Annotated in this window: 20 protein-coding genes; 15 read left to right on the forward strand and 5 right to left on the reverse strand. The window is 72.7% G+C overall.

The annotated features are described in order from the left end of the window. The 14 genes from GGE06_RS40445 to GGE06_RS40510 all read left to right on the forward strand — a co-directional run. On the forward strand, positions 1 to 345 hold a 345-nt coding region (locus tag GGE06_RS40445), incomplete at its 5' end, for an alpha/beta fold hydrolase (RefSeq protein WP_184933159.1). A 104-nt stretch (positions 346 to 449) separates the two neighbouring features. Next, positions 450 to 1,781 (forward strand): ABC transporter substrate-binding protein, encoded by a 1,332-nt coding sequence (locus tag GGE06_RS40450; RefSeq protein ID WP_184933160.1) that lies wholly within the window; start codon positions 450 to 452, stop codon positions 1,779 to 1,781. Further along, positions 1,781 to 2,746 (forward strand): carbohydrate ABC transporter permease, encoded by a 966-nt coding sequence (locus GGE06_RS40455; protein ID WP_184933161.1) that lies wholly within the window; start codon positions 1,781 to 1,783, stop codon positions 2,744 to 2,746. The genes GGE06_RS40450 and GGE06_RS40455 overlap by 1 nt, the downstream gene beginning before the upstream one ends. Continuing rightward, entirely contained in the window at positions 2,743 to 3,630 is an 888-nt protein-coding gene (locus GGE06_RS40460; protein ID WP_184933162.1) for a carbohydrate ABC transporter permease, read from the forward strand. The genes GGE06_RS40455 and GGE06_RS40460 overlap by 4 nt, the downstream gene beginning before the upstream one ends. Further along, positions 3,627 to 6,383, forward strand: a complete 2,757-nt coding sequence (locus GGE06_RS40465; RefSeq protein WP_184933163.1) for an ATP-binding protein — start codon at positions 3,627 to 3,629, stop codon at positions 6,381 to 6,383. Before GGE06_RS40460 ends, GGE06_RS40465 begins: the two co-directional genes overlap by 4 nt. A 132-nt stretch (positions 6,384 to 6,515) precedes the next feature. After that, complete coding sequence (locus tag GGE06_RS40470; RefSeq protein ID WP_116157560.1) at positions 6,516 to 7,352, forward strand: alpha/beta fold hydrolase; 837 nt, start codon at positions 6,516 to 6,518, stop codon at positions 7,350 to 7,352. Between the two features lie 108 nt (positions 7,353 to 7,460). Continuing rightward, the gene (locus tag GGE06_RS40475; RefSeq protein ID WP_116157559.1) at positions 7,461 to 8,546 is read left to right on the forward strand and encodes an LLM class flavin-dependent oxidoreductase; all 1,086 of its coding nucleotides are present in this window, start codon (positions 7,461 to 7,463) and stop codon (positions 8,544 to 8,546) included. Continuing rightward, positions 8,543 to 9,157 carry an FMN reductase gene (locus GGE06_RS40480; RefSeq protein WP_116157558.1) on the forward strand — a complete coding sequence of 205 codons (615 nt, stop codon included), beginning with the start codon at positions 8,543 to 8,545 and terminating at the stop codon, positions 9,155 to 9,157. Before GGE06_RS40475 ends, GGE06_RS40480 begins: the two co-directional genes overlap by 4 nt. Before the next feature lie 60 nt (positions 9,158 to 9,217). After that, complete coding sequence (locus GGE06_RS40485) at positions 9,218 to 12,052, forward strand: helix-turn-helix transcriptional regulator (RefSeq protein WP_184933164.1); 2,835 nt, start codon at positions 9,218 to 9,220, stop codon at positions 12,050 to 12,052. Positions 12,053 to 12,188: 136 nt separating this feature from the next. Further along, positions 12,189 to 13,436, forward strand: coding sequence for a PucR family transcriptional regulator (locus GGE06_RS40490; RefSeq protein ID WP_116157556.1), 1,248 nt, complete (start codon positions 12,189 to 12,191; stop codon positions 13,434 to 13,436). A gap of 139 nt (positions 13,437 to 13,575) precedes the next feature. Further along, positions 13,576 to 14,427 (forward strand): alpha/beta fold hydrolase, encoded by an 852-nt coding sequence (locus tag GGE06_RS40495; RefSeq protein WP_116157555.1) that lies wholly within the window; start codon positions 13,576 to 13,578, stop codon positions 14,425 to 14,427. Between the two features lie 41 nt (positions 14,428 to 14,468). Continuing rightward, a complete protein-coding gene (locus GGE06_RS40500) occupies positions 14,469 to 15,377 on the forward strand; it encodes a helix-turn-helix domain-containing protein (protein WP_221519052.1) in 909 nt (302 codons plus the stop codon). A 44-nt stretch (positions 15,378 to 15,421) separates the two neighbouring features. Next, positions 15,422 to 16,135 carry an alpha/beta fold hydrolase gene (locus tag GGE06_RS40505; protein WP_116157553.1) on the forward strand — a complete coding sequence of 238 codons (714 nt, stop codon included), beginning with the start codon at positions 15,422 to 15,424 and terminating at the stop codon, positions 16,133 to 16,135. 90 nt (positions 16,136 to 16,225) lie between these two features. Next, entirely contained in the window at positions 16,226 to 18,481 is a 2,256-nt protein-coding gene (locus GGE06_RS40510; RefSeq protein WP_184933166.1) for a helix-turn-helix domain-containing protein, read from the forward strand. 35 nt (positions 18,482 to 18,516) lie between these two features. Here the strand turns inward: GGE06_RS40510 and GGE06_RS40515 are convergent, their stop codons facing one another. The 5 genes from GGE06_RS40515 to GGE06_RS40535 form a co-directional block, all read right to left on the reverse strand. After that, positions 18,517 to 19,509, reverse strand: a complete 993-nt coding sequence (locus tag GGE06_RS40515; RefSeq protein WP_116157551.1) for an alpha/beta hydrolase — start codon at positions 19,507 to 19,509, stop codon at positions 18,517 to 18,519. Between the two features lie 137 nt (positions 19,510 to 19,646). Then, positions 19,647 to 20,636, reverse strand: a complete 990-nt coding sequence (locus GGE06_RS40520; RefSeq protein WP_184933167.1) for an AraC-like ligand-binding domain-containing protein — start codon at positions 20,634 to 20,636, stop codon at positions 19,647 to 19,649. A gap of 275 nt (positions 20,637 to 20,911) precedes the next feature. Then, positions 20,912 to 21,412: a molybdopterin-dependent oxidoreductase gene (locus GGE06_RS40525; protein ID WP_184933168.1), complete on the reverse strand. Its 501-nt coding sequence runs from the start codon at positions 21,410 to 21,412 to the stop codon at positions 20,912 to 20,914. 145 nt (positions 21,413 to 21,557) lie between these two features. Further along, positions 21,558 to 24,341 (reverse strand): molybdopterin-dependent oxidoreductase, encoded by a 2,784-nt coding sequence (locus GGE06_RS40530; RefSeq protein ID WP_184933169.1) that lies wholly within the window; start codon positions 24,339 to 24,341, stop codon positions 21,558 to 21,560. Beyond that, positions 24,338 to 25,180 carry an FAD binding domain-containing protein gene (locus tag GGE06_RS40535; protein ID WP_184933170.1) on the reverse strand — a complete coding sequence of 281 codons (843 nt, stop codon included), beginning with the start codon at positions 25,178 to 25,180 and terminating at the stop codon, positions 24,338 to 24,340. The genes GGE06_RS40530 and GGE06_RS40535 overlap by 4 nt, the downstream gene beginning before the upstream one ends. A gap of 226 nt (positions 25,181 to 25,406) precedes the next feature. Between GGE06_RS40535 and GGE06_RS40540 the strand changes: the two genes are divergently transcribed. Continuing rightward, positions 25,407 to 26,939 carry a PucR family transcriptional regulator gene (locus tag GGE06_RS40540; RefSeq protein ID WP_184933171.1) on the forward strand — a complete coding sequence of 511 codons (1,533 nt, stop codon included), beginning with the start codon at positions 25,407 to 25,409 and terminating at the stop codon, positions 26,937 to 26,939. Positions 26,940 to 26,947: the final 8 nt, after the last annotated feature.

Genomic DNA, 26,947 nt, shown 5'->3' on the forward strand with positions numbered 1-26,947 from the left:
TCCACCGAGACCGGCACCGACGTCTCGGTGGCGATCGAGAAGTTCCCCGCCCTGTTCGCGGCGGACGTCGACCCCGAGCTCGCCGCGGTGCTCGCGGTCTCCCAACGCCCCCTGGCCGCGCGGGCCTTCTCGGAGGCGGCGCCGGTCGCTGCGTGGAAGACCAAGCCCTCGTGGGGCCTGGTGGCCTCCGCCGACCGCACGATCAACCCCGATGTGGAGCGTTTCGGCTACGAGCGCGCCGGCATGACCACCGTCGAGGTCGACTCCTCGCACCTGGTCATGCTCGCCCAGCCCAAGGCCGTGGCCGAGCTGATCATGGACGCGGCCCGGTCCACGGGGCACTGATCCGACGCTTGAACATCGAACGATTGGTCTCTGTCGTTCGAACGCGGTAGCTTTCCGAAACGCCCGCCGAGAACATGCGGCGGGCGATCGGAGGAAGCACACCCATGAGGTTCGGCGCGAGGCTCGCGCTCGCCGTCATCACCCTCGCCGTCACCGCCACCGCCTGCGGCACCCCGCAGGACAGCGGCTCGCGCGCGCACACCACAGCGGACTGCGCACCGTACGCCCGGTACGGCGAGCACCCCGGCACCAAGGTCACCGTCTACGCGGAGAACCGGGACCGGGAGGCCGACCTGTTCGAAGAGACCTGGGCGGATTTCGCGGACTGCACGGGAATCGACGTCCAGTACGAGGGGGACGGGGAGTTCGAGGCGCAGATCCAGGTCCGGGTCGACGGCGGGAACGCGCCCGACGTGGCGTTCTTCCCCCAGCCCGGGCTCCTGGAACGCTTCGCGCGGGCCGGGAAGCTCAAGCCCGCGAGCGCCGGGGTCGCGGCCCTCGCGAAGCAGGGCTGGTCTGCGGACTGGAACGGCTACGCGACCGTGGACGGCACCCTCTACGGCACGCCGCTCGTCGCGAACGTGAAGTCGTTCGTCTGGTACTCCCCGAAGTTCTTCCGCGACCGGGGACTGAGCGTCCCCCGCACGTGGACCGAGCTGATGGCCCTCACGGAGAAGGTCGCGGCATCGGGCGTCAAGCCGTGGTGCGCGGGCATCGAGTCCGCCGAGGCGACCGGCTGGCCCGTGACGGACTGGATCGAGGACGTCCTGCTGCGCCAGCAGGGCACGCACGTCTACGACCAGTGGGTCGCCCACGAGATTCCGTTCGACGACCCGCGGGTGATCAAGGCCATGGACACCGTGGGGTCCATTCTCAAGAACGACCGGTACGCCAACGGCGGCTTCGGCCCGGCCAGGTCCATGGCGTCGATCTCCTTCCAGGAAGCCGGCGCACCGGTTCTCTCCGGCGACTGCGCGATGCACCGCCAGGCCTCGTTCTACGCCGGCATGTGGCCGAAGGGCACCGAGATCGGACCCGACAAGGACGTCTACGCCTTCCTCCTGCCGGGGGACGACCCGGCCGGCCGCCCCGTACTGGGCGGCGGGGTGTTCACCGCGGCGTTCGCCGACCGTCCCGAGGTGCGGGCGTTCCAGGAGTACCTGGCCTCCGCGGACTTCGCGAACGCGCGGATGAGGAAGGGCCCGTTCGTCTCGGCGAACAGGGGCGTGGACCCGGCGAACGCCGCGACCCCCGTCGACCGGCTCTCGATCCAGCTGCTCCAGGACCCCAGGACACAGTTCAGGTTCGACGGTTCGGACCTGATGCCGGCGTCGGTCGGCGCCGGGACGTTCTGGAAGGGAGCCGTCGACTGGATCGGCGGCGCGAGCACCCGGCAGGTCGCCGACTCCGTCGAACGGTCCTGGCCGAGCCGCTGATGTCGTTCGACGCCGTCTCCCAGCAGCCCAAGCTGCTGTACCTGCTCCAGGGCGTCGCCGCCTTCGCGGCGGTGGTCGCCCTGATCCTGCTCGCACTGCACCGGGGGCCGGTACGGAGGAGGGCCGCGGCCCTGATCCTGCTGGCCCCCGCGCTGCTGCTGCTCGCGGTCGGTCTCGTCCTGCCCGGTCTGCGCACCCTGGCGCTGTCGTTCACCGACGGCGGGGGAGGCACCTGGGCCGGCTTCGACAACTACGTGTGGATGTTCACCGACCACCGAGCCCTTGTGGCGCTGCGCAACACCCTGGCGTGGGTGGTCCTCGTGCCGCTGACGTCCACCGCGGTCGGTCTGCTCTACGCGGCGGCCGTTGCGCGGTCGCGGTTCAGAACGGTCGCGCTGTCCCTCGTCCTGACGCCGATGGCGATCTCCTTCGTCGGCGCGGGTGTCGTCTGGAAGTTCGTCTACGCCTACCGTCCCGCGGAAGCCGGCCAGATCGGGCTGCTGAACCAGCTCGTCGTCGCGTGCGGCGGCGAACCGCGGCAGTGGCTCGTGGACTCCCCCTGGAACGTCCTGTTCCTCATCGCCGCGATGGTGTGGACCCAGGCGGGCTTCGCGGCCGTCCTGCTGACCGGCGCGATCAGGGCCGTACCCACGGAGCTGACCGAGGCCGCCCTGCTCGACGGCGCGTCCCCCCGGCAGATCCTCCGGCGGATCACCCTGCCGTCGATCAGGCCCACGCTGCTCGTCGTGCTCCTCGCCCAGGCGATCGGCACCTTCAAGGCCTTCGACATCGTCAAGACCATGACCGGAGGACAGTTCGACACGGGCGTCCTCGCCCACGAGATGTACGACCAGGCCTTCCGCTACGGCGAGACGGGCCGCGGCGCGGCACTCGCCGTGCTCCTCTTCCTCCTCGTCACCCCCTTCGCCGCCCACCAGGTCCGGGCGCAGCGGAGGACGGGGTGAACGGCGTCCGGGAGCGTCTGGCCTCCCGCACCTTCACGTCCGTCGCCGTGGTGATCGCGGTCCTCTGGACGACACCGACCCTCGGTCTCCTGCTCTCCTCGTTCCGCCCCGAGGAGGAGATCAAGACGACGGGCTGGTGGACCCTCTTCGGTACGCCGCACCTCACGCTCGACAACTACGGCGAGGTGCTCTCCGGCGGCGGGAACGGGTCGGGGCGGCTCGCGGAGTACTTCGTCAACTCCGTCGTCATCACCGTTCCCTCGGTGCTGTTCCCGCTCGTCCTGGCCCTCCTCGCGGCGTACGCCCTGGCCTGGATCGACTTCAGGGGGCGCGACGCGCTCGTCGTCGGCATCTTCGCGCTCCAGGCCGTGCCGCTCCAGATGGCGCTCGTCCCGCTCCTGAAGCTCTTCTCCCAGGGCTGGCTGTTCCTGCCCGCGTGGCACCTCACCGGTCCCGCGCGGTTCGGCCAGGTCTGGTTCGCCCACACGGCCTTCGCGCTGCCGTTCGCGGTGTTCCTCCTGCACAACTTCCTGGCCGGGCTGCCCCGGGACCTGATCGAGGCCGCCCGCGTCGACGGCGCGTCGCACGGGACGCTGCTGCTCCGGATCGTGCTGCCGCTGGCCCGCCCGGCCCTGGTCGGCTTCGCCGTCATCCAGTTCGTCTGGGTGTGGAACGACCTCCTCGTGGCCCTGACGCTGTCCGGCGGAACGGCCGAGACCGCGCCGGTGACGGTCCGACTGGCGAGCATGGCCGGGACCTACGGCAACGAGTGGCAGCGGCTCACCGCGGGAGCCTTCGTGGCCGCGCTCGTCCCGCTGCTCGTCCTCTTCTCCCTCCGCCGGCACTTCGCACGGGGACTGCTCGCCGGATCGGTCAAGGGATGAGCCCCGAACGGCCCCAGGAACAAGGCGCGGCGACGGGCCTGAGCCGGCCCGGACTGCGGGGCCGCGAAGCCGAGCTGGAGCGGCTGCGCGCCCTGGTCGAGGCGGTCCGCGACGGCGAGGGAGGAGCGATCGCGCTGCTCCTCGGCGAGCCCGGGATCGGGAAGACCGCGCTGCTCCGGGAGGCCGTCTCGCTCGCGCGGGCCCACGGATTCCTCGTCAGCCACGGCCGCGCCGAGGAACTGCACGAACTGGCACCGCTCGCCTCGCTGGCCTCGGGCCTCCTGCACGGTGACCCGCCGCTGCTCTCCGGCACGGACTTCGCGGACCTCGCCGGCCACCACGACCAGCGCATCTGGCTCGTCGAACGACTGGCCCAGCTGATCGAGGAACGCTCGGCGGGCAGGCCCGTACTGATCGCGGTCGACGACGTCCAATGGGCCGACCCGCTGAGCCGTTTCGCCCTGAGCGTCATGCCGGCACGGCTGCTCAGCTCCCCGGTCCTCTGGCTGCTCACGGGCAGGGAGGACCCGGAGCTGTACGGTCAGGGGCCGCTGACGACGACCCTCCCCCTGCGGCCGCTGTCCGACACGGCCCTGGCCGAACTGGCACGCGACGTCCTCGGCGGGGACGTGCCGGCGCGGCTCGAGGAGCTCCTCGACGGGGCGGGCGGCAACCCCTTCCTCGCGGCCGAGATGCTCTCGGGCATCGCGGGGACGGGCGCGGACGGGCCGGAACCGCCCGAGCGGCTGGTCCTCGGCGTACGCGAGCGACTGGCCGACCTCCGGCCGGACACCCTGCACTTCCTGCGGATCGGCTCGGTCCTCGGCCGCGCGTTCTCACTCGCCGACGCCGCCGCCCTGTGCGGCCGGCCCGCCTCCGGACTCAGCGCCGAAGTGGACGAGGCGCTCGCCGCCGCCCTCCTCCACGACGACGGCGAACGCCTCCTGTTCCGCCACGACCTGCTCCGCCAGGCGGTGTACGCCGACCTCGCCCCCTCCGTGCGCCGGGCACTGCACCGGGAGGCCGCGAGCCGTCTCGTCGCGGCGGGCCGGAGCTCCGTCGACGCGGTCCCGCATCTGCTGAAGAGCGCCGAACCCGGCGACACGGAGGCGATCGGACTGCTCGGCACGGCCGCCGAGGACGTGATCGCCGTGATGCCCGACCTCGCCGCCGACCTGGCCGTACGGGCCCTGGAACTCGTACCGCCCCGTGCGCCCCTGGCGTACGACGTGGGGGAGCGGGCCATCGTCGCGCTGACCCGCGCGGGCCGGTACACGCAGGCACGGGACACCGGCGACGCGCTGCTCGCCCGCCGGCCTCCCCTGGACGTCTTCGCCCGGCTGCAGTGCGTACTCGGCGACACGCTGTGGCACCTCGACGACGTCCACGAGCTGACCCGCCGCACGACGACGGCGCTGGCAGCCGTCACCGACCCGGTGATCCGGGCCCGGCTGACCGCCCGGCAGGCCCTGGCCCGGTCCCGCGGGAGCGACCTCGGGGCCGCCCGCGAGACCGGCGAACGGGCACTCGCCGAGGCGGAGCGGGCCGGTGACCGGGAGGCCCGCGTCCTCGCTCTGTGGGGTCTCGGCGAGATCGCCCTCAACGCGGGCGACTGCGCCGCCGCCGTCGAACACCACACGGCCCTGAGCGTGTTCGACCCGGCCTTCCTCCCCGAGGAGGCCGTCGCCCTGATCCACGGGGACGACTTCGACGCCGTACGGCGACTCCTCCGTACGGCGGGCGACGTCCCCCTGCGCCTCGCGATGCTGATCTGGGCCCAGGGAACCCTGAACATGGGGCTCGGCCGGCTCGACGACGCGGACGCCGACTTCGTCACCGTCGAGCGGCTCGAAGCGGACCTCAACGTGCCCAACAACCTGGTCAACTCCCGCGTCAACCGTGGTCTCCTCGCGATGCTGCGCGGCGACCGCGAGGCCGCGCGGGAACACCTGGACGTCGTGCGGACGACCGTGGCCGACCGGCCGAACACGGGCAACCACGCCGCGCACCGGTTCTTCGAGGCCGTGGTCGCCGACGCCGACGGCGACCACGCGGCAGCGGCCGAACTCATCCGGTCCGTGCAGCGCGACCACCCCTTCCTCCGGTGGCGGCTCCTGCGCCCGCACGTCGTCCAGGCCGTGCACATCGCCCTGCGCGGCGGGGACCGGAAGCTGGCCGAGGACCTCGCGGCCCAGGCCGCCGCACACGCCACCCGCAACCCCGCCGTGCCGACCGCCCAGGGGACGGCCGCCCACGCGTCCGCCCTGGTGAACGCCGACCACGGACTCCTGGAGCGGGCGGTGGAGATCCTCCTCACCGGCCCCCGGCCGCTGTCCCTCGCCGCCGCGTCCGCCGACCTCGGGCGCGCGCTGCTGGCCTCGGGCGACGCCGCCGCGACACCCGCCCTGACCAGGGCGCACGACCTCTACGCCCAGGCCGGGGCCGACGCGGAGGCCGACCGGGTCCGGGCCGATCTGGAACGGGCCACGAGCCGCTCCGGCCGGCGCACCGGGCGCCTCCGGCCGCGCACCGACCAGGGCTGGGACGCGCTCACGGCCTCGGAACGCAAGGTGGCCCGGCTGATCGCCGCCGGTCACACCAACCGGTCGGCCGCGGAGACCCTCGTCGTCTCCCCGCACACGGTCAGCACCCATCTGGCGTCGATCTTCCGCAAGCTCGCGGTGCGCTCCCGGGTCCACCTGGCCCGGATCGTCCTCGCGGAGGACGACGCCGGAACGGCCACCGGCGACTGAACGACCTCTGCGTCCCCGTGCAAGGTGCGGTGCGCGGGACGGCAACAGGAGGTGCGGGACCGGTCCTAGCGTGACGGGCACACCGCGCCGCTCCGACGCGCGGACCCGTCCACCCGAAACGAGGGAACCCCCATGCCGTACATCACCGTGGGCCAGGAGAACACCACCCCCATCGAGCTGTACTTCGAGGACCAGGGCGCCGGGCAGCCCGTCGTCCTCATCCACGGCTTCCCGCTCGACGGCCACTCCTGGGAGCGCCAGAGCGCCGCCCTGCTCGACGCCGGCCACCGCGTGATCACGTACGACCGCCGCGGCTTCGGGCAGTCCTCGCAGCCGACCACCGGCTACGACTACGACACCTTCGCCGCCGACCTGAACACGGTGATGGAGACCCTCGACCTGAGGGACGCCGTCCTCGTCGGCTTCTCCATGGGCACGGGCGAGGTCGCCCGCTACGTCTCGACGTACGGCTCCGGCCGCGTCGCCAAGGTCGCCTTCCTGGCCTCCCTGGAGCCCTGCCTGCTCAAGGGCGACGACAACCCGGACGGCGTCGCCCCGAAGGAGTTCTTCGACGGCGTCGTCGCCGCCGTCAAGGCGGACCGGTACGCCTACTACACGGCCTTCTTCAACGACTTCTACAACCTCGACGAGAACCTGGGCACCCGCATCAGCGAGGAGGCCGTCCGCAACAGCTGGGACACCGCGGCCCGCGGCGGCTCCTTCGCCGCGTCCGCCGCGCCGGCGACCTGGTACACCGACTTCCGCGCCGACATCCCGGCCGTCGACGTGCCGGCGCTGATCCTGCACGGCACCGCCGACCGCATCCTCCCGGCCGAGGGCACCGCGCGGCCCTTCCACAAGGCGCTCCCGTCGGCCGACTACGTCGAGATCGAGGGCGCCCCGCACGGTCTGCTGTGGACCCACGCCGAGGAGGTCAACACCGCCCTCCTCGCCTTCCTGGCGAAGTGACACCGCACCGTTGACCCGCCCCGGGGTGACGCCGGAACCCCCCGGCGCCACCCCGGCTCCCGGTTCCCCCGCGCGGGAACCGGACGAGCTCAGGAGAGCAGACACCCCATGCAGTTCGGCATCTTCACCGTCGGGGACGTGACCCCCGACCCCACCACCGGTCGCACTCCGACCGAGCACGAGCGCATCAAGGCGATGGTCGCCATCGCGCTCAAGGCCGAGGAGGTCGGCCTCGACGTCTTCGCGACCGGCGAGCACCACAACCCGCCGTTCGTCCCCTCGTCACCGACCACCATGCTCGGCTACATCGCCGCCCGCACCGAGAAACTGATCCTGTCCACGTCCACGACGCTGATCACCACCAACGACCCGGTGAAGATCGCCGAGGACTACGCGATGCTCCAGCACCTGGCCGACGGCCGGGTCGACCTCATGCTGGGGCGCGGCAACACCGGTCCCGTCTACCCCTGGTTCGGACAGGACATCCGCCAGGGCATCAACCTCGCCAAGGAGAACTACGCGCTGCTGCGCCGGCTGTGGCGCGAGGACGTCGTGGACTGGGAGGGCACGTTCCGTACGCCGCTCCAGGCCTTCACCTCGACACCGCGGCCCCTGGACGGCGTCCCGCCCTTCGTCTGGCACGGATCCATCCGGTCCCCCGAGATCGCGGAACAGGCCGCCTTCTACGGCGACGGCTTCTTCCACAACAACATCTTCTGGCCGGCCGACCACACCCGGCGCATGGTGCAGCTGTACCGGCGCCGGTACGCGCACCACGGTCACGGCCGGCCGGAGGACGCGATCGTCGGCCTGGGCGGACAGGTCTTCATGCGCAAGAACTCCCAGGACGCCGTACGGGAGTTCCGGCCCTACTTCGACAACGCACCGGTGTACGGCCACGGCCCGTCGCTGGAGGACTTCACCGAGCAGACCCCGCTGACCGTGGGCTCTCCCCAGCAGGTCATCGAGCGGACCCTGTCGTTCCGGGAGACCGTCGGCGACTACCAGCGCCAGCTGTTCCTGATGGACCACGCGGGCCTGCCCCTGAAGACCGTCCTGGAACAGCTCGACATCCTCGGCGAGGAGGTCGTGCCCGTACTGCGGCGGGAATTCGCCCAGGGGCGTCCGGCCGACGTGCCGGAGGCCCCCACGCACGCGTCCCTCCGAGCCGCCCGGGAGGTGTCCGCCGCGTGAAGCTGACCGTCGTCTCCGCGGGCCTCAGCACGCCCTCCTCCACCCGCCTGCTCGCGGACCGGCTGGCCGAATCGGCCCGCGACGAACTCACCGGCCGGGGGCTGGAGCCGTCGACCGAGGTCGTGGAGCTGCGTGAACTCGCCGGCGACATCGCGAACCACCTCGTGACCGGATTCCCACCGCCACGGCTGAGCGCCGCGATCGACGCGGTGACGGCGGCCGACGGCCTGATCGTCGTCACCCCCGTGTTCGCGGCGTCCTACAGCGGTCTCTTCAAGTCCTTCTTCGACGTGATCGACCCGGACGCCCTCACCGGGAAGCCGGTCCTGACCGCCGCGACGGGCGGCACCGCCCGCCACTCCCTGGTCCTGGAGCACGCCGTACGCCCGCTCTTCGCCTACCTCCGCGCCGTCGTCGTCCCCACCGCCGTGTTCGCGGCCTCCGAGGACTGGGGCTCGGGGGGAGACGAGTACACCGACGGCCTGCCCGGCCGCGTCCGCCGCGCGGGCGCCGAGCTCGCCGCGCTCATGGCGGCGCGCCCGGTCGGGGAGGAGCCCGAGGACGACGTCACCGTCCTCGAACGGCAACTCGCCGACCTGCGCTTCGACTGAGCCGGGCCCCCGGACCGGGCGGGGGCGGCCCGGTCCACATGGTTCATACTGTTCCGCCGTATGAGCGTGAACCGAGTGACGACAAGGACCGCGCCCGAGGAGATCGACGGCGTACGGACACCCCTCCGGGGCAGGGACGCCGAACTGGCGTTCATCGAGGAGCGGCTCGACGCGCTCGGCCGGGGCGAAGGCGGGATCGTCCGCGCAGAGGGCCCCGCCGGCATCGGCAGGTCCAGGATCCTCGCCGAGGCCGCGGCGGCCGCGAGGCGGCGCGGGACGCGGGTGTTCGAGGGGACGGCGGACCCCGACGAACAGTTCGTACCGCTCGGCCCGCTCCTCGAAGGCGTACTCTCCGGCGAGGAACCGCTGTCGGGCGCCCGACGCCTCCGGGACCTCGCCGCCACACCCGGCCAGCGGTTCTGGCTGCTTCAGGAGCTGGGGGACCGCCTGCGGGAGGCGGCCCGGAACGGACCCCTGCTCGTCGTCCTCGACGACCTCCAGTGGTGCGACGACCTGACCCTCCTCACCTTCCACACCCTCGCGGCGGGACTCTCGTCGCACCCGATCCTGTGGCTGGTCGCGGTGCGCGCCGGCAGCGTGCCGTCCGGAGTGCGCACCACCCTGGACCGGATCCGTCAGGCGGGCGCACACGGCCTCGTCCTCGGAACGCTGGAGGACCGGGCGGTCGCACGGATCACCGAGGACGTCCTGGGGGCCCCTCCCGACCCCGACGTCCTCCGTCTCGCCCACCGCGCCGAGGGGGTGCCCCAGCTGCTGGTCGAGCTGCTCGGCTCGCTGCGCGAGGAGGCGGTGACGATCGAGAACGGCATGGCCGGGCTGTCGGCAGGACCCCCCGCCCCACGGGAACTCCCCTCCGTCGTGCGCCGCCTCGACCAGCTGTCCGACGAGGCGCGGGAGCTGGTGCAGACGGCGGCCGCCGTGGGCGGCACGGTCACCGTCGCGCTGCTCGCCGAACTGCTCGGCAGGTCCTCGGCGGCGCTCATCACAGCCGTGCGGGAATCCCTCGACGCCGATCTGCTCGCCGAGAGCGGCGATCGCCTCGCCTTCCGCCACGACCTGGTCCGCGAGGCGGTGGAGGCTGGCCTCCCCCTGCCCCTGCGTCAGGCCCTGAGCCGTCAGGCCGCCGGGCTGCCGCCGGGGAGCGCGCCGGCTGATGCCGCGGAGGCCGAGAGGGCGGCGCCGGGGGACGCCGCGGAGGCCGACCGGCTGCGCACCGAAGCGGCGGAACTCGCCGCCACCGCTCCCGGGCGTGCCGCGGAGCTCAGCCTCAAGGCCCTGGAACTCACCACGGCGGACGCTCCGGAGCGTCCGCGGGTCGTCGCCGAGACGATCCCCCTGCTCTGGCAGACGGGCCGGGCCTCCCGGGCGCGTGAACTGGGAGCCACCGCCCTGGCGGCCGGTGGTCTCGGACCCGAGGACGAGGCGCTCATACGCCTGGCCCTGGCACGCCTCGCCGTACAGTTCGACTTCTCCGAGGCGGTCCGGCAGGCCCGCGCCGGGGCGGCACTGCCCGGGATCTCCCTGACCGCGAGGGGACGGCTGCTCGCCATGCTGGCCGTCGGCCTGTCGATGTCGGGCGAGCACGCGGCGGCCGAGCAGGTCGCCGCACAGGCGTGGGACACCGCGGCGGCAGCGGGGGACCGCGCCGCCGAGGCCACGCTGACGACGGTCCGCTCGGCCGTGAGCTTCCACCGCATGGACCTGGCCGAGGCGTTCCGGCAGGCCGAGCGGTCCGCCGCGCTGGCCGACGCCCTGGGCGTCGGCACCTCGCTGTGGGTGCCGGAGGCCCTGTGGCACGCCCTCCTGGCGAACACCACGGGACGCACCGCGGAGGCGCTCGCCGTCGCGGAGGAGGGCATCCGGATCACCGGGGAGCAGGGCCGGACCGCCGCCACCCGCATGTGGCTCATGACCCGCACCCGCATCCTCCTGGAGACCGGACGGCTGTCGGACGCCCGGGCCGACGCAGAAGCCGCGTCCCCCACGGCCGACGATCCCGGCCCGGGCAACCTCGCCGACGTCACGCTCCGGTACGTGATGCTGCGCGTCGCCCTCCACACCGGCGACCGGCGGACCGCGGAGGCGTACGCGGCGGAGGCGAGGCGCATGCGGAGCGACGACGCACCCGTCGTCCGGCACTTCGGCACCTGGATGCTGGCGCTGATGGCCGACCACGAAGGCCGGCCCGACCGCGCCATGGCCGAACTCGACGCGGTCATGACCTCGCCCGCCGCGGACCGGCCCGCCTACGCCGGCCTGATCGACCCGGCCGACGCCCCGGTGCTCGTCCGCATGGCGCTGCGCGCGGGCAGGCACGAACGGGCCGCGCAGGCGGTCGCCATGGCCGAGAAGCGAGCCGTGCTCAATCCCGACCTCCCGTTCCTCGCCGCCACCGCCGCGCACGCCCGGGGGCTCCTCGACAACGACCTCGCCCCTCTCGTACGCGCCGTCCGGCTGTACGAGGACTGCCCTCGGGTACTGGCCCGGGCGTCGGCACTGGAGGACGCCGGACGCAAGCTCGCGGCCACCCGCAGGTCCGAGGCGGTGCCGTACTTCGAGACGGCCCTCGCGCTCTACGCGCGATCCGGTGCCGAGCAGGACGTCGCACGCGTCCGCCGGCGCCTCCGGGCCGCCGGCGTCCGCCGCCGGCCCTCGGCTGCCGGACTCTCCGACGCATGGCCCGAGTTGACGGCCGGGGAGCTACGGACGGTACGGCTCGTGGCCCGAGGGCTGACCAACCGGCAGGCGGCCGAGCAGCTCTCCCTCTCACCGCACACGGTGAGCTCGCACCTGCGCCGGGCCTTCACCAAGCTGGACGTCACCTCGCGCGCCGAGCTGACCCGGCTGGTCAAGCACCGTGACAGCGGAGAGTAGTCGCTTCGTATCCCCCGTGGGTGTCGTGGCAATGGACGATTCATGCGATGTGCCGACGTCGTCGTTTCCTCAGACTGATCAAGAACCGCGGAATGCAGAAAACCGCGGGGGCAGTTGATCGAGAGAGGAACAGCGCATGACCGCAAGGCTCCAGCGAGCCCGCCCCGGCAGCCCCGAGCTCCAGGCACTCGTCGACGAGCTCGCGGAGCGGATCGGCCGGTCCGTCGCCGTCGACGACCCGCTGGTCCGCATGGTCTGCACGAGCCGCCACTTCGGCGACGAGGACCCGGTACGCATCGGCACCCTGCTGCAGGGGCGCGCCGACAACGAGACCATCCGCTACGTCCTCGCCCAGGGCGTGACCCAGTGGTCCCGGGCCGGGTTCATCGACGGCCGTGACGACCTCGGACTGCTGCCCCGCTACGTGGTGCCGCTGCGCGAGCGCGGGCACCTCCTCGGCCTGCTCCTGGTGGTCGTGCCCGAGAAGACGCTGCGGGAGGAGGAGACCGCCGCCATCGCCCGGGCCGCGGACGCCATGTCGGCCCAGATGTACGGGGAGCACATCGCCGCCGACACCCGGAAGGCCGACGAGCGGGACCTGGCCCTCGCACTCGTCGGCGCCGACGTCGCCGCACGCACCACCGCGCGCCGGCACGGCAAGGAGCTCGGGCTGCTCGGGGCGGCCGAGCACGTCCTGGTCACCGTCGTCCAGCTGAGCTGCGGGACGGAACTCGTGCGGCAGTCCGAGGCCGCCCTGTGGGCGGCGTTGGAGGGGTTCCGGCAGACGCGCACCGCCCAGGGCCTCATCGCGATCGGCAAGGAGCGGGCGCTGCTGGTCCAGCTCCGCGACCGGCCGCCGGGCCCGGACGAGATCGCCGCCCAGTCCGCTCGCGTCCTCGACGAACTCCGCACCTTCCTGGACCCGTCGGCGGACCCCGTGATCGGCGTCGGCGGCCGGCACCCCCACCTGGACGACGCCTGGACCTCGTACGAGCAGGCGCTCGTGGCGGCCCGCGCGGCACGCCGGCTGCCCACCCTGAAGAGCATCGGCGACTGGGAGTCGCTCGGAGAACTCGCCGTGCTGCTCCAGCTCCCCGAGCACGCCCTGAACGCGTCCCTGGTCCCGAAGCCGCTCCGCACCCTGAGCGAGGCCCATGGCGGCGACCGGCTGCGGGACACCCTGCGCTGCTTCCTCGAACACGCGGGATCGATTCCCAGGACCGCGGACACGCTGGGCATCCACCGCACCTCGCTCTACTACCGCCTGCGCCAGATCCAGGAGATCACCGGACTCGACCTCGACGACGGCGCCCACCGGCTCACCCTGCACCTCGGCCTCAGGGTCGAGGAGCTCCTCGGCCCGGGCGCCGACGGGGCCCTGTGACCCCGGACCCGCTTCGACAGAGCGAGGAGGATCCACGGCCCGATTCCTACAGCTCGCGGTGGTGCGGGCGACGGGCCCCATTCGATGATGTTCGGGACGGGCGGGGCACCACGTACCGCCTCTGACCAGGGGAGAGGTCATGAAGGAACTGATCACGACGGACGGCGCACGGCTCGCGTACCAGGACACCGGCGGCGAGGGCGTCCCGCTGGTGATGCTGCACGGCTGGGGGCAGACGCAGGCGATGTTCCGCCACCAGATCGAGGGTCTCGCGCCCGGTCGTCGCGTCGTCACCGTCGACTTCCGCGGCCACGGGAAGTCCGGCGCACCGCGCCACGGCTACCGCATCGCCCGGCTCTCCCGCGACGTGCTCGAACTCGTCGACCACCTCGGTCTCGACCGCTTCGACGCACTGGGCTGGTCCATGGGCGTCTCGGTGTGGTGGAGCTTCGTCGACCAGTACGGGACCGGCCGGATCCGGCGCTTCGTCGCCGTCGACCAGCCCGCGGCGGTCGCCGCCGTGCCGTGGATGACCGAGCGGGAACAGCGGGACTCCGGCGCCATCTTCGACGTGTCGGGCCTGCTGTACCTGGGCGCGGCCCTCGCGGGTCCCGAGGGCGACGCGGTCCTCGCCGACTTCGTGCGCGGCATGTTCTCCGGCGAGCCCGACCCCGAGGTGCTGGCCTTCGTCGCCGAGGAGATCAGGTCGACACCGGCCCACGCGGGCGTACCGCTGCTGTTCGACCACTGCGCGCAGGACTGGCGCGACGTGCTTCCCCGGATCGACGTGCCGACCCTGGTGATCGGCTGCGAGGGAAGCCATGTGCACCCCGACTCGCAGCGCTTCGTCGCCGAGCGGATCCCCGACGCGCGCCTGCACGTCTTCGCCTCCGACGTGGCGAGCTCGCACTTCCCCTTCCTGGAGAACCCGCCGGCCTTCAACGCCGTGGTGGAGGGGTTCCTGGCCGAGGAGGCGGCGAGAGGGGCGTGAACCCGCGCTCCGCCCGCACGAACCCACGGCTAGGAACCACCATGACCCTCACACTGATGTCCCGTGCGCCCGAACGGGTGCCCCGGCAGGCGACCGCTCCGACCTCGTCCTCCTCCCGCTCGGGGTGGCTGGTCCAGATGCTCTCCGAGATGCCGGACACGAACGACCGGAACCACGTCTACCTCGGCGTCCACGTCCGGGGGCCCGTCACCGTCGTCCACGAGCGTGCCAGGACCCTGCTGGAGCCGAACGACCTGGTCTTCTGCGACCCGGCACGACGGCACCTGCTGCGCTTCGGCGAGGACTGCCAGATGATCTTCTTCCGGGTGCCCCGCTGCTATCTGGGCGTCACGGAGTCGGCACTGGACCAGGTGCTCGGCGTGCCCGTGCGCGGCGGGGAGGGCATCGGGGCGCTGGCGTCCGAATTCCTGACCGCGCTCGCCGCCAAGGCGGAGTTCCGCCGGTCCACGATCGGGGACCGGCGCGCCCGGACGGCCGTACACCTCCTCTCCCTCCTGGTCATGGAGCTCCTCGAAGAGGACACGACGGACGCGGCCGACGACCCCTCCGGGGCCGGCAACGAGACGCTGGCCCGTATCCACGCCCACATCGAGGAACACCTGATGGACCCGGACCTCTCGCCGGAGTCGATCGCACGCGCCCACCACATCTCCGTCCGGTACCTGCAGAAGCTGTTCCAGAACGACGGCAGCACGGTGAGCCAGTGGGTGCGGCAGCGCAGGCTCGAGTCCTGCCGGTTCGAGCTGGGCCGCTCCACCCGGAGGATCACGATGGCCGCGATGGCACATCGCTGGGGCTTCAGCAGCCCCTCGCACTTCAGCCGCACGTTCCGCGGCGCCTACGGCATGAGCCCGAGCGCATGGCAGGCGCTGGCGACCTCGGCCTTCGCGTCGGCGACCGACGACAACCAGGACGAGCGAAGGCGTTGAGACGCGTGCGCGCCGTCATGCCCGACACCGAGAAGAGAACTCGCATGCCCCACCCCACCGTCGTCCTCGTGCACGGTGCCTTCGCCGACGCGACCGGCTGGATAGGCGTCATCGCGGAACTGCGGAGCAGCGGTATCCCGGTGATCGCCCCGCCGAACCCGCTCCGCGGCCTGGCGTCGGACGCCGCCCACCTCGCCTCCGTCCTGACGCAGGTCGAGGGTCCGGCCGTACTCGTCGGCCACGCGTACGGTGGAGCGCTGATCACCGTGGCCGGTGTCGCGGAGAACGTCGTGGGGCTCGTCTACGTGGCCGCCTACGTGCCCCGTGAGGGCGAGAGCCTCGACGGGCTCCAGGGGAGCTTCCCCGATCCTCCGGCGGCGGGCAACCTGAAGGAGTGGACCTACCCGCTCCACGACGGCACCCATGCGATCGAGGTCACCATCGAGGAGACCGCGTTTCCCTCCGTCTTCGCGGCGGACGTGCCCGAGGGCGTCGCCGGCGTCCTGGCGGCGGTCCAACGCCCGCTCGCCGCGGTCGCGTTCACCGAGACCGTGGCCGTGGCGGCATGGCGGACGAAACCGTCCTGGGCCCTGGTCGCCGGGGCCGACCGCACGATCAGCCCCGAGGTCCAGCGCTTCGGCGCCGCACGCGCCGGAGCCGTCGTCGTCGAACTCCCGGACGCCTCGCACGCCGTCGCCCTCTCCGAGCCCACGAGGGTCGCCGACCTGATCATGGCCGCGGTCCGGGCGACGAGCTGACCGACCGACCGGCGGGGCCGCCACATCCTGCGTTTTCGCCCGAAATGACACGCCTTACTCGTTCCCCGGGGTAGGGAGGAAAGAGGAGTTGTGTACGGGAAGAAGTCCTTCGGCACCGTTCTGCGCGGTCTGCGGCAGCGAGGCCGTCTGACGATGGAGGAGCTGGCCGAGGCGTCGGGCGTGAGCGTCCGGGCCATCGGCGACATGGAGCGGGGGCGCAGTCTGGTTCCGCAGCGGCGCACGGTGGTGGCCCTTGCGGAAGGGCTCGGACTCACGGACGACGAGCGGGAGGCGCTGCTGACCACGGCGCGGGCGGCGCGTCCGACGCCCGCGGGCGAGGTGGCGGGAACGGTCGTGCCGCCGCGACTGGTGGGGGACTTCACGGGGCGCGAACCGGAGCTGGCACTGCTGCGCGTGGCCGCGGAACGCGCCCCGGCCGACGGGGAGGCGTCGGTGTGGGTCGTGTCGGGTCCTCCGGGGTGCGGGAAGACGACACTGGCGCTGAAGGCGGCGGCGGATCTGGCGGAGAGGTTCCCGGACGGCTGTTTCGTGGTGGACCTGCACGGGGTGGACGGCCCCGTGGACACCGGCGAGGCGCTGCTGAAGCTGCTGAAGGGCCTCGGCGTGTCGGACCGCCGGCTGGCGCAGGAGGACCAGGAGGGCCGCGCGGGGTTGCTGCGGGCACTGTTGGGCGACCGCCGGTGCCTGGTGGTGCTGGACAACGCCCGCGACGAGGGACAGGTGCGCGCGCTGCTGCCGGGAGGTGGGCGGAGTCTGGTGCTGGTCACCAGCCGGCGGCCCCTGACCGGTCTTGAGGACGTCGACCGCCTGGCGCTGTCGGAGATGTCCCAGGAGGAGGCGGTCGACCTGCTGCGCCGGATCCTGGGGACGGAGCGGGCGGACGCGGAGGCCGAGGCCGTGGCGCGGGTGGCGGAGCTGTGCGGACGACTGCCGCTGGCCCTGCGGGTGGCGGCGAACTGGCTGACGGTCCGTTCCGGATGGACCGTCGACCACCTGGTCCGGCGCCTGGCCGACGAAGAACGCCGCCTGGGCGCGCTCGCCGCCGGCGACGTGCGCGTGGAGGCGGCGTTCGAACTGTCCTACCGTCAGCTGACCGGCCAGGCCGCGCGCATGCTGCGACTGCTGAGTCTGGTTCCGGGGCCGGACATGACCGCTGCCTACGGTGCCGCTCTGACCGCCACCGACGTCTTCGAGGCCGAGGACGTGATGGAGGAGCTCGTCGAGGCCGGCCTGCTGCAGGCCACCTTCACCGGCCGCTACCAGTCGCACGACCTGCTGCGGCTGTTCGCCCGCGCCCGGTTGTCCCGCGAGGGGGAACCCGGCGAGCGGGAAGCGGCCGACGACCGGCTGCGCGCCTGGCTCCTCGAGACGGCCGTGGTCGCCGGCCGCTGGTACAAGCCCGAGTACGGGGCACCGCCGTCCTCCTGGCGGGGCCTGGTCCCGCTGGACAGTGCCGAGGAGGCCCGTGCCTGGCTCCGGAGCGAGGCCCCCTCCTGGCTCGCCGCGCTGCGCGGCGCCGCCCGGCGGGGTGAGCACACCCGGGTCGTGGAGACCGCCCACGCCATGGAATGGTTCGTCAACCTGTGGGTCCACTGGGGGCACTGGCCCGAGGTCTTCCGCCTGGCCGGCGAGGCCGCCACCGCACTGGACGACCCGTACATGCAGGCCTTCCACCTCAACACGTACTCCTGGTCCCTCTCCTGCGAATCCCGGTACGAAGAGGCGGTCGAACGGGCCCGCGAAGGGATGGAGCGCGCCCGCCGCGCCCGGAACACCGCCCAGCAGGCCTCCGCGCTGGCGCTGGCGGCGTGGGCCCTGTCGGAGCTCGGCGAGGTCCAGAAGGCGGCCGACGCGTCGCTCTCCGCCGTGGGCCTCTACGAGGAGACCGATGACCGCGCGGGCTGGCTGGGCGCCGTGTTCACCCACGGAACCTCCCTGCGCCTGCTCGGCCGTGCCGAGGAGGCCCTGGTCCAGCACCAGCGCATCATCGAGTTCCTGGACGCGCCCGACTGCCCGGTGAGCGGGTACCTCGCCGACATGTACCGTGCCAACACGACCGGCGCGCTCGGTCGCGACCATGCCGCCCTGCGGCGATGGCGCGAGGCCGCCGACCACCTTCGCGACGCCGTGGCGCAGTCCCACCGCATCGGCATTCCCCACGTCGAGGGCAGCACGCTCCTGGGTCTGGGAGAGGCCCTGATCGAACGGGGGGAAGCCGACGAGGCCCGCTCCTGTCTTCGTCGGGTCGTCGCCTTCGGCGACGCGGTCGACGGCAAAGACCTGAAGACCGCGCAGAAGCTCCTGGACTCGCTCCCCGCCGAGTGAGCGGCGCCCGCCGCCGGGTGTGCGGGGCGGAGGGATCAGCCGCCGTGCCGGTGCAGGGCGACGTGCACGGTGTCGAGAACCTGGACGAGGGCGGCGCGGGCGGAGTCCGTGTCGCGGAGCGGATCGAGCACCATGAAGCCGTGGACCGTCCCCTGGTAGCGCATGGACACCACCGGTACGCCGGCCGCCCGCAGCTTCGTCGCGTACGCCTCGCCCTCGTCGCGCACCACGTCGGCCTCGCTGGTGACCACCAGTGCCGGAGGGAGACCGGCGAGCTGCTCCAGGGACGCCCTCAGCGGCGATGCCGTGACCTGGTTCCGCTGCCGTACGTCGGGCAGGTACTGGTCCCAGAACCAGCGCATGGTCGCACCGTCGAGGAAGTAGCCGGTGGCGAACTCCCGGTAGGAGGGCGTGTCGAAGCCGGCGTCGGTGACCGGGCAGAGCAGCACTTGCTGCAGCAGCCGCACCCCTCCGCGCTCCTTGGCGAGCAGCGTCAGTGCCGCCACCAGGTTGCCGCCCGCCGAGTCACCCACGGCGGCCATCCGGCTTCCGTCCAGGCCGATCTCGCCGCCCCGCTCGCAGACCCACTTCGCGACGGCGTAGCACTGCTCGACGGCGACCGGATACCGCGCCTCGGGGGCGCGCTCGTACTCGACGAAGACCACGGCCGCGTCCGTGCCGAGGGCGAACGCGCGCACCAGACGTTCATGGGTGCCGGCGTCGCCCAGAACCCAGCCGAGACCGTGCAGGAACAGCACGACGGGCATCTCGCCGACGCTGTCGGGCGGCCTGACCACCTGCACCCGTACGTGACCGGTCGGCCCGCCCGGCAGGGCGAACCACTCGCTGGAGACGGCCTCCTCGTCGCGAGGGTCGGGGCCGTCCGTGCCCTGGAGACGCGCGAGGTCCAGACGGGCCTGTTCCAGGTCCTGGTCGCGCGCCGACGGCGGGCAGGCGTGCCGGGACACGAACGCCCGGGTGGGGCGGTCCAGGACCGGGCGAGGGGACGAAGGGACGAAGTCGGTCACACACGGTCTCCTGCCGAGAGGGACTGAAGCGAAAGGGTGGTGCGGCGCACGGGTCCCCGCTCGGGCGGTGGAACGCCGTGGGGCGACCGCCGGGCCGGGCCCGGCCGCCGCAGGCACGGGGCGGCCGGAGCAGGACCCTACCTGCTGACCGTCGGGGCTCCCCCGAGGTCTTCCCGGGTGGTGCGCAGGTTGCGCCACTCACGGGGGGAGACGCCGTAGGCGGCGCGGAAGGACCGACTGAAATGGGCCGGGCTGACGAAGCCCCACCTCTGAGCCACGGCGGACACGGTGGGAGCCGTCCTGCCACGGCGGGCCAGTTCGCGGCCGCACTCCTCCAGACGTCGTTGCCGGATGAGTTGGCCGACCGTGGTCCCCTCGCCTTCGAACAGCCGGTGCAGGTACCGGACGGAGATCCGTTGCGCCCGGGCGATGCGCTCCGGCGACAGATCCGGGTCGCCCAGGTTCCGGTTGATGTGGTCACGGACGCGCAGCACCAGATCGCTCGGTGCGGCCGCGTCCGTGCCGCCCGGGTGGGCCCGCTCCGCGATCAGGGTGGCGAACAGCTCGACGACGTTGCCGGCCAGCCGGTCCGCGACGGTCGGCGGGTAGCCGGCGGCGGGGGAGGAGGCCAGGGTGGCCAGGAACGGGAGCAGCATCGCGCCGAAACCGTCTCCGGTGCCGATGGCGTTGCCCGTGACCTGCCGGATGTCGCTGTCCGACACGCCCAGTGTGCGGCGCGGAAGCTGGAAGACGTGCGTGGCGAACCGCTGCGGATAGTCGAAGGAGTACGGCCGGGTCGTGTCGTACACCACCAGGTCGCCCTCACCCACCTCGGCCCGCCTGCCGTCCTGGACGAAGGTGGCCGTGCCGGACATCTGGACGCCGACCGCCACCAGCGCCTCGGGCGACCTGGCGATGAGTTCCGGCGTGCGGCTGACCCGCTCCGCGTCGGCCTCCACGGTGGAGACCTGGAGATACCCGAGACGGTCGGTGGCGATCCGGCCGTCGAACGGCCCGTCGCTCCGAGGGGCGACCTCCACCGGCACCAGCGTCCTGCTCACCGCATCGTTCCAGTACGCGACCTTGTCCTGGTCCGGCACGGAGGCGGTCGTCAACACCACGCTCAATTTCTCTCCGCTCAGGGAAACGACTCCGGGGCTGCCACGGGCGGGAACAGGACGCCGCGCCTCCCCGGAGGACGGCGGCCGGGCACGGCTCGTCGTACGGGCGACGACCTCGCCGGCGCGCAACCGGACCGCCTCGGCGAGGTCCGGGCTCCCGCCCGCACCGAACAGCCAAGCAGCGAGCCGTTTCCGTCTCCAGGCAGAACCACGGGCAGGGAAACCGGCAGAACGCGACGCCGGCCGCGTGCCCGGAACGGGGAGGACCAGCCCTTCGTCTCCTACGAAGGGCTTCCGGGAAGCCGGTGGGTGCCGATCCAGATCCCGGTGACGGCGCTGACGTAGCGGGCGCCGCAGCGGTCGGACGGGACGACGAGCTGGGCGCCGGCCGCGTCGAGGTCCTCGTCGTCCATGCGGGTCGCGAGCAGCACGGGGGCGTTGCCGAAGTCGGCGTCGATCTCCGCCCACGACAGGACCGCGTGGTGCCCGTCCCCGCCGCTCACGGACACCAGGAAGCGCGAGCGTTCCTTACGGCGGGAGGGGTCGAAGCCAGGTCGTGCCACGGCCATGACCTCACGCAGCAGCGGTCCGACGAAGGTGTGGCGCTGCGGTCCCGCCGTCGCACAGTCGAAGACCACCTCCGCCCGGTGCTGCTCCCACCCTTCGCGCAGATCGGCGACGGTGAGGGCGGCCGGATCGGCCACATCCCCCCACAGGGTGAAGGATCCGGGTGCGGGCGTGGTCCCGGGCGTCGTGTGCGGTGCGGTGCTCGGTCGGCTCATCGTCAGTCCCCTCGGGCGGCGGTGCGGCGGCTGCGCGCAGTGATACCCGACCGCCGGAGTGGGGAATCGTGTTTGCCAGCTGAACAAGGCCTGTCATCCGGTATTTGTGAGCTTGATACGAGTCGATGGCTCACATCCTCCCGGTCTATCGACCGATGTTCCGCGCCTTCCGGTCCAGGGCGAGCCAGACACGGTCGCGGGTCACCGGCAGCTCGGTGAAGCGGATGCCCGTGGCGTCGCGCAGGGCGTTGGCGAACGCGGGGGCGACCGGGTTGAAGGGGCTCTCGCTCATCGACTTGGCGCCGAGCGGGCCGATCGCGTCGGACGTCTCGGTGAAGTGGACCTCGGTGCGCGGGACGTCCGCGTACTGGGGGAGCCGGTAGCGGCGGAAGGCGGCGGTGGTGACCTCCCCGCGTTCGTCGGTACGGACGTTCTCGAAGAGGGTCGCGCCGAGGGCCTGGGCGACGCCGCCCTCGACCTGGCCGCGGCACTGCATGGGGTTCACGACCTTGCCGGCGTCGGCCGCGTGGACGCTGCGGAGGATGCGGATCTCGCCGGTCGCGGGGTCGACGGCGAGGCGGAACCACTGGGCGTTGAAGGCCACCGAGCGCGGCGAGCCGCCCCAGTGGCCGTCGGCCGAGAGTTCGTCCGCGGCGCCGAGGGCGTGCCCCGCCTCGTACAACTCCTTGAGCGTGACGAGCCGGCCGGCGCAGTCCACGGACTCGGCGCCGAGCACGCACAGGTGCCGGGCCGCCCCCGTGTGCCGGGCGGCCAGGGTGCGCAGCCGTTCTGCCAGGGCGGTCGCGGCGAGCAGGACGGCCTTGCCGGCGACGACGGTGCCGGCGGAACCGAAGGCGCCGGTGTCGTGGCGTACGACGTCGGTGTCGGACTGGCGGACGGCGAGGCGGTCCTCGGTGGTGTTCAGAGCCCCGGCGGTGATCTGCTGGTGGACCGTGGTGGTGCCGTTGCCGAACTCGGCGGTGCCGACGGCGATGTCGTACGTGCCGTCCTCCAGCAGGGAGACGCGGGCGTCGGCGTAGTGGCCGCCCGGCGGTCCGGTCGCGATCATCGCCATGCCCGTGCCCTGCCCGATCAGCCAGCCCTCGGGCGCCTCCTCGGCACTGCGGTCCTCCGCAATGGCCTTCCGCACCACGGAGAGGCACTGGTCGAGGCCGTAGGAGGCGATGTGGAGGTCGTCCTCCTCGCCGATCGGGCTGTGCAGGGACTCGCCCGGGCCGATGACGTTCTTCTCGCGGAAGACCAGCGGGTCCATGCCGAGGCGGCGGGCCAGTTCGTCCATCACGGACTCGACGGCGAAGGTGACCTGGCCCAGGCCGTAGCCGCGGAAGGCGCCGGCCGGGACGACGTTGGTGTAGACGGAGAAGGCGTCGACCTTCTTGTGCGGGGCGCGGTAGACGGCGAAGGACTCGCCGACGCTGTGGAACATCACCGCCGGGCCGTGATTGCCGTACGCGCCGGTGTCGGACACCACCCGCATCTGCACGGCGGTCAGCGTCCCGTCTTCGCGTGCCCCGACCTTGATGCCGATGGTGAACGGGTGCCGGGTGGTCGCCCCGTAGAACTGCTCCGCACGCGTGTACTCCAGCTTCACCGGCCGGCGCAGCTTCAGTGCGGCGAGGGTGACGATGTCCTCGGTGAGCATCTCCTGCTTGCCGCCGAACCCGCCGCCGACGCGGCCCGCGACGACGCGGACCTCGTCCTCCGGCAGGCCGTACAGCGCGCAGAGCGCCCGACGGGTCAGGAACGGCGTCTGGGTGGAGGAACGGACGGTCAGCCGTTCCCCCGTACCGTCCTCCTTCGGCTCGAAGTACGCGACGCAGCCGTGGGTCTCCAGGCTCGCGTGCTGCACGCGCTGGGTGCGGAAGGTCTCCTCGTACACGACGTCCGCCTCGGCGAAGCCGTCCTCCACCGAGCCGATCTCGCCGTGGACCTCGCCCGCGATGTTGTTCTCGACCCGGGCGATGCGCACCCCGGGGCCCTTCCCGGCGTGGATGACGGGCGCGCCGGGACGCATCGCCTCCTCCGGGTCGGTGACGTACGGGAGTTCCTCGTACGTGACCTCGATGCGGCGGCAGCCCTCCTCGGCGGCCTGCTCGCTGTCGGCGACCACCGCCGCGACCCGCTGGCCCACGTACCGGACGACGTCGTCCAGGACCCGGGTGTCGTCGGGGTCCTCGGTCGGATGCTCGTGGCGGGCGCTGGAGTACAGGGTCCCGGGGGCGTCCTCGTGGGTGAGGACGGCGACCACGCCCGACACGCGCAGGGCTGCGGCGGCGTCGATCGCGAGGATCCGGGCGTGCGGGTGCGGCGAGCGCAGGAGCTTCATGTGCAGCAGGCCGGGGACCTCGACGTCGAAGGTGTAGCGGGCGGTGCCGGTGACGACCTGCGGACCGGCCGGCGCACCGACGTTGCGGCCCACGGCCTTCCCCGCGCACGGCCGTTCGGTGTGCCGCACGCCCCGCACCGCGTCCTCGATCGCCCGGTAGCCCGTGCAGCGACAGATGTTGCCCTTGAAGGCCCGGGGGAGGTCGTCGAGCTTCCCGTCGTCCTGCGCGGTGTCCCGCTCGGCCTCCAGCGCGGCCGTCGTCATGAGGAAACCGGCCGTGCAGAAGCCGCACTGGTAGCCCTGGGCGTCGAGGAACCTCTGCTGTACGGGGTGCAGTTCGCCGTCCCGGGAGGCCAGCCCCTCCACCGTGGTGACGGAGCGGCCCTCGGCTCGTACGGCCGGGTACAGGCAGCTGTGCACGGGCTCCCCGTCGACGTGCACGGTGCAGGCCCCGCAGTCCCCGGCGTCGCAGCCCTTCTTCACCCCGAACCAGCCACGCTCGCGCAGGTAGGTGCGCAGGCACTGGCCGGCGCGCGGCTCGGTGTCGAACGGACGGCCGTTGACCTGGATGTCGAAGCTCATCGGGCGCCTTCCTGGGTGCCGTCGGGGGTGGCCAGTTCACGGCGGACCTCTTCGGCGAGGCGCAGCGCCATGTGCCGTCGCCACTCGGGCAGTCCGTGGATGTCGTCGAACCACTCGGCGGGCGCGACCGCGGAGTCGATCGCGGTACGCAGCCGGTCCGCGTCCGGCGGCAACGGGAACCAGAACCGGAAGGGGCGGGTGGTGGCCGCTGTCACCGTCACCGCAAGCGAGCCGTCCGCCGGATCGAGCGTCCCGATGACCAGCGCGCCGGAGCGGCCGAGGCCGTACAGCGAGGCCTGCCGGAACGCCGTACGACACTCCAGCGCACGCCCCGGCAATGTCACCGAGCGCAGCAGCTCGCCCTCCGCGAGGTCCTTGCGCCCGGCGCCGGTGATGAAGTCGACGACCTTCACCCCGCGCAGCGACCCGTCCTGCGCCTGGAGCAGACACGTGCCGTCGAGCGCGGTGGCGAGCGAGATCATCGGTCCGGCGGGCAGGCCGTTGCACAGGTTCCCGCCGACGGTCGCCATGTTCCAGATCTTGAACGAGGCGAGGAAGGCCCGGCAGCACTGCTCGAACAGCGGCGCCGCGGGCGCTTCGAGGAGCCGTCGCCCGTAGCGGGACAGCTGGGCGATGGTGCACGTCGCCGCGATCTCCAGTGAACCGTCCTCGTGCCGGACGAGCGGTTCCCAGCCCATCCGGCTCAGGTCGACCAGCCGGCGCAGATGCGGCTGAGGCTCGGAGAAGAGGTACGTGCCGCCGCCGAGCCATGCGTCGCCCGGCCGCCACGGCTCGCGCCGGCGCGCGTCCCTCACGTCCGCGATCGTGTGGAGATCCATCCCTGCCCATGCCTTCCGACCGGTGTCTTCAGGCCAGTGAAGCCGGGGGAGAGCGGCGGAACGACTGGACGGGAAGCTGGAAAAACTCCACCTCGCAGGGGCGTGTCCTGGATGATCAACCAAGAGCTGTTTTGCGCTTTCGATCGGGCATCTACGATGTCTTCTCTCGCATCCACCTCGTGAATGTGAGAGTGGGCCCGTCCCGCGACCGCGCTAGGAGCCTCTTATGCACGTCGGCCATCTCCTCCGTCTCGACCGTCTGGACCTCTCCCTCGTGTGGGGTGACGAGGCGCTGCTCGGCCAGGAGATCGGCGGCGTGACGGCGACGGATCTGGAGGATCCGGCGCGGTTTCTGCAGCCGGGGGAGATCGTCCTCAGCGGGCTCGTGTGGTGGAGCCGGGACGGTGATCCGGGCAAGACCGAGCGCTTCGTCTCCGCTCTGCGCGAGGCGGGAGCGGTGGCGCTCCTCGCGGGGGAGGAGACCCACGGCGAGGTGCCGCGGGAGCTGGCCGAGGCGTGCCGCGTACATCGCGTCGCCCTGATCGCGGTACCGGCGCACACGGCCTTCCGGACGATCACCGAAGCGGTCTACCTCCGGCAGTGGAGCGAGCTCAGCCGACGGCCCACGGACCACTTCGCGTTGCCTGAGAACGTCCGCGTGGACCTCGACCGCGCCCTGGAGAACGGCGCGACGGCGGGTGAGCTGCTCGCCCGGGCGTTCGCCCATCTCGGCACGCCGGCCTGTCACCTGCTGACGAGCAGCGGCCGTACGGTCGCCAGGACGAGTGCCGCACGAACGGAACTGCCCGCCGGGCGGGCCGCGGAACTCGTACGCGGCGGGCACGGTACGACGGTACGGGTCGAAGCCGACGGCGGCACCGCCTACGACGGCTGGCACCTGCACCTGCCCGAGGCGGGCCAGGTGCCCCCGCGGGTCCTCCAGGAGATCGCCGAGCTCCTCGGCCGGCGCCGGCGCCGGGAGGACCGGAAGCGGGCGGCGACCGGCGCGGCCTTCGCGGAACTCGTGGACGCCGTGGCCGCCCCGCGCTTCGACGCCCACCGCGTCCGGAGCGCGCTGGCGTCCTGCGGCCTCGGTGACAGGGACGCGTACACCGTGGTCGTCGCGGCCCCGGAGACGTCCGGGGATTCCGGAGCCCTCGCCGCACTCACGGAGGCGCTGCGTCACGTCCCCTCCGTGGCGTTCGCCGTCGCCGACGGCCCCGGTGGTGAGGCGATGGCGGTGGTCGCACACACGAGGGACGCGGCATCGGGGATGCGGGCTCGGCTGGGCGACGTATGGCCGCTGATCCACGCCTGCGGCCCGGACACCACCCTGCACGCGGGTGTGAGCGGGCCTGCCGCCGGCCCCGAGGGGCTGAACACCGCGCTGACCCAGGCCCGTTACGCCCTGGAGGCGGTACGCGCGGGGGCGCCGTCGCCGTCGCGCGTCGCCGGACTCGGGGACCTCGACGGGCTGGGCAAGCTGATGGCGGGCATCCCCGTCGACGTGCGGAACGTCTACCGCGAGACGGTCCTGGGACCGCTCCTCGGCGCCGGCCGGGGGTCGGGCACGATGCTCCTGGAGACCTTGGAGGTCTTCCTGGCGCACGACTGCTCGTGGGCGAGGACGGCAGAGGCCCTCCACGTCCACGTCAACACGGTCCACTACCGCATCGAACGCATCGAGGCCCTCACCGGCCGGGACCTGTCACGGCTCGACCACAAGGTGGACCTGCGCGCGGCACTGCTCTGCCACTGACGGTCCGC

Origin of the sequence: Streptomyces nymphaeiformis (assembly GCF_014203895.1) — a bacterium.
GTDB classification, from domain to species: domain Bacteria; phylum Actinomycetota; class Actinomycetes; order Streptomycetales; family Streptomycetaceae; genus Streptomyces; species Streptomyces nymphaeiformis.

What these genes read in the sequence shown, in the direction of transcription:
- GGE06_RS40505 (WP_116157553.1), top strand. Translation starts at nt 15,422, where the DNA reads ATGCCCCACCCCACCGTCGTCCTCGTGCACGGTGCCTTCGCCGACGCG.
- GGE06_RS40500 (WP_221519052.1), top strand. Translation starts at nt 14,469, where the DNA reads ATGACCCTCACACTGATGTCCCGTGCGCCCGAACGGGTGCCCCGGCAG.
- GGE06_RS40485 (WP_184933164.1), top strand. Translation starts at nt 9,218, where the DNA reads ATGAGCGTGAACCGAGTGACGACAAGGACCGCGCCCGAGGAGATCGAC.
- GGE06_RS40465 (WP_184933163.1), top strand. Translation starts at nt 3,627, where the DNA reads ATGAGCCCCGAACGGCCCCAGGAACAAGGCGCGGCGACGGGCCTGAGC.
- GGE06_RS40525 (WP_184933168.1), bottom strand. Translation starts at nt 21,412, where the DNA reads ATGAGCCGACCGAGCACCGCACCGCACACGACGCCCGGGACCACGCCC.
- GGE06_RS40535 (WP_184933170.1), bottom strand. Translation starts at nt 25,180, where the DNA reads ATGGATCTCCACACGATCGCGGACGTGAGGGACGCGCGCCGGCGCGAG.
- GGE06_RS40455 (WP_184933161.1), top strand. Translation starts at nt 1,781, where the DNA reads ATGTCGTTCGACGCCGTCTCCCAGCAGCCCAAGCTGCTGTACCTGCTC.
- GGE06_RS40530 (WP_184933169.1), bottom strand. Translation starts at nt 24,341, where the DNA reads ATGAGCTTCGACATCCAGGTCAACGGCCGTCCGTTCGACACCGAGCCG.
- GGE06_RS40490 (WP_116157556.1), top strand. Translation starts at nt 12,189, where the DNA reads ATGACCGCAAGGCTCCAGCGAGCCCGCCCCGGCAGCCCCGAGCTCCAG.
- GGE06_RS40540 (WP_184933171.1), top strand. Translation starts at nt 25,407, where the DNA reads ATGCACGTCGGCCATCTCCTCCGTCTCGACCGTCTGGACCTCTCCCTC.
- GGE06_RS40495 (WP_116157555.1), top strand. Translation starts at nt 13,576, where the DNA reads ATGAAGGAACTGATCACGACGGACGGCGCACGGCTCGCGTACCAGGAC.
- GGE06_RS40470 (WP_116157560.1), top strand. Translation starts at nt 6,516, where the DNA reads ATGCCGTACATCACCGTGGGCCAGGAGAACACCACCCCCATCGAGCTG.
- GGE06_RS40450 (WP_184933160.1), top strand. Translation starts at nt 450, where the DNA reads ATGAGGTTCGGCGCGAGGCTCGCGCTCGCCGTCATCACCCTCGCCGTC.
- GGE06_RS40475 (WP_116157559.1), top strand. Translation starts at nt 7,461, where the DNA reads ATGCAGTTCGGCATCTTCACCGTCGGGGACGTGACCCCCGACCCCACC.